A 1767-nucleotide genomic window follows, 5' to 3' on the forward strand; every position below is an offset into this window, starting at 1 on the left:
CGTCCGCAGCGCGCGGGCCAGCGAGACGCCGCCGGTCACGATCAGCCGACCGGCACGTCGGCCCACGCGGCCGCGACCGCGTCGCGCACGGCGTCCGGCCCGACCCCGACCGAGGCGAGCACCTGGAACGCGGTCGTGTCGTCCAGCCGCACGGCCGAGAGCAGCAGGTGACCGGTGTCGAGCCGGCGGTGCTTGAAGCGGACCGCCTCGCGCAGCGCGATCTCGAGCATCTTCTTCGCGGCGGCGTCGAAAGGCCGGTGCCCCGCCCTGGTGCTCGGTGCCTGCGCGACATCGTCGAGCGCGCCCGGGCCGAACGAGGCCTCGACCTGTGCCCGGACGGCGTCGAGGTCGATGCCGACGCCGGCCAGCGCGGCGGCGTCGATGGTGCCCGCCGGCAGGGCGCGGACCGTGGCGAGCAGGGCGGCGTGGTCGACGCCGAGCCGCTGCAGCGCACGGGCGGCCACCGTGTCGGGCGTGTGGACGGCGCCGAGCAGCAGGTGCTCGGTGCCGATGCGGTCGGCGCCGAGGCTGCGCGCCTCGTCCTGGGCGTGGACGACCGCGTCGCGGGCGTCGCTGGCGAACCTCTCGAACATCAGTCGAACCTCTTTCCGTACTTCTTGTGGACCGCCTGGCGGGAGACCCCGAGCGCGGCGGCGACCTGCTGCCAGGACCACCCCAGCCCTCGGGCGCGCTCGACGTGCAGGGCCTCCAGCCGGTCGGCCAGCGCCCGCAGCGCGCGGACGGCCCGGAGGCCCTCGGCAGGCTCGGCGGCACTGGCGGCCGCGGTCATCAGCTCATCGGACATAGCCGTCAACCTACGTTGACAGATCCGTGATTGTCAACCCAAGTTGACGCGCCATCCACCACGCAACGTCCGAGGAGGTATGGGTCAGGGGCCCTACCTGCGCGGACGTCCGCTCCTCAGGGCGCGGAACGTCCGAGGAAACAGGGGTCAGGACCCGCATCTGCGCGGACGTCCCGGGGGCACAGCGGTGTGTCCGCAGATTCGAGCGCCCTGGCGACCGATCGTGCGGACGTCCGGGCCTCAACGCGCGGGACGTCCTAGCAAGTAGGGGTCAGGGGCCGTACTTGTGCGGACGTCCCGGGGGCCAGGGCCGGCGCCGGCGCTGGCGGGTCAGTCCGTGGGGAGGGGGTGGGGGTGGTGGACGTCGCGGTTGTCGATGACGACCGACGCGCGGGACGCCGGGCGGCAGGAGGCGAGGTAGGTGCGCTGGCCCTCGACGTACCGGACGTTGGCGGGGTGGTGCGGATCCGGCGGGCAGCCGTCCCGGACGGCCATGCGGGCGAAGGTCTCGGCGAAGTCGACGTCGAGGTACACCGAGAAGTCCCACCAGGCGGCGAGCTCGTCGCGGTGCAGGAAGATCCCGTCGACCACGAGCACGGTGCGGTCCGTGCCGGACTCGCGCGGCAGGTGCAGCGCCTGGTCGGTGGTGACGTCGCGGACGGCCCGGCGGAAGCGGCGGCTGCCGCCGGGCGCGAACGGCTCGAGGACGTCCCGGCGCAGGGCGTCGTAGTCGTACGAGTCCGCCCAGAAGCCCTCGGGGGAGTGCCGGCCCCGGCGGTAGCGCTCGTCGCGGGGACGGTGGAAGCCGTCGACGCCCACCCGGACGACGTGCCTGCCGCCGCGGCGCAGCTCCGCGGCGAGCTCGTCGGCGAACGTGGTCTTGCCGGCCCCGTCCATGCCATCGACGCCGACCAGCACCGGCCTGCCGAGCGCGCGCGGGTCGGGCACGCGGGCAGCGACCC

The 1767-nt window shown here is 74.6% G+C and carries 3 protein-coding genes; all 3 read right to left on the reverse strand.

All coding sequences use genetic code 11. From position 1 onward, the window contains the following. Positions 1-41: 41 nt before the first annotated feature. Positions 42-593 carry a Clp protease N-terminal domain-containing protein gene (locus ACXJKG_RS20980; RefSeq protein WP_456847649.1) on the reverse strand — a complete coding sequence of 184 codons (552 nt, stop codon included), beginning with the start codon at positions 591-593 and terminating at the stop codon, positions 42-44. Continuing rightward, positions 593-805, reverse strand: coding sequence for an RNA polymerase subunit sigma-70 (locus ACXJKG_RS20985; protein ID WP_456847650.1), 213 nt, complete (start codon positions 803-805; stop codon positions 593-595). Before ACXJKG_RS20985 ends, ACXJKG_RS20980 begins: the two co-directional genes overlap by 1 nt. A 330-nt stretch (positions 806-1135) precedes the next feature. Next, positions 1136-1767, reverse strand: a 632-nt coding sequence (locus ACXJKG_RS20990; RefSeq protein WP_456847651.1) for an AAA family ATPase, incomplete at its 5' end; no start/stop codon positions are given.

The sequence above is a fragment of the Cellulomonas sp. P5_C6 genome (assembly GCF_054049635.1).

Coding starts and splice junctions, on each gene's coding strand:
- ACXJKG_RS20980 (WP_456847649.1), bottom strand. CDS start 593: ATGTTCGAGAGGTTCGCCAGCGACGCCCGCGACGCGGTCGTCCACGCC.
- ACXJKG_RS20985 (WP_456847650.1), bottom strand. CDS start 805: ATGTCCGATGAGCTGATGACCGCGGCCGCCAGTGCCGCCGAGCCTGCC.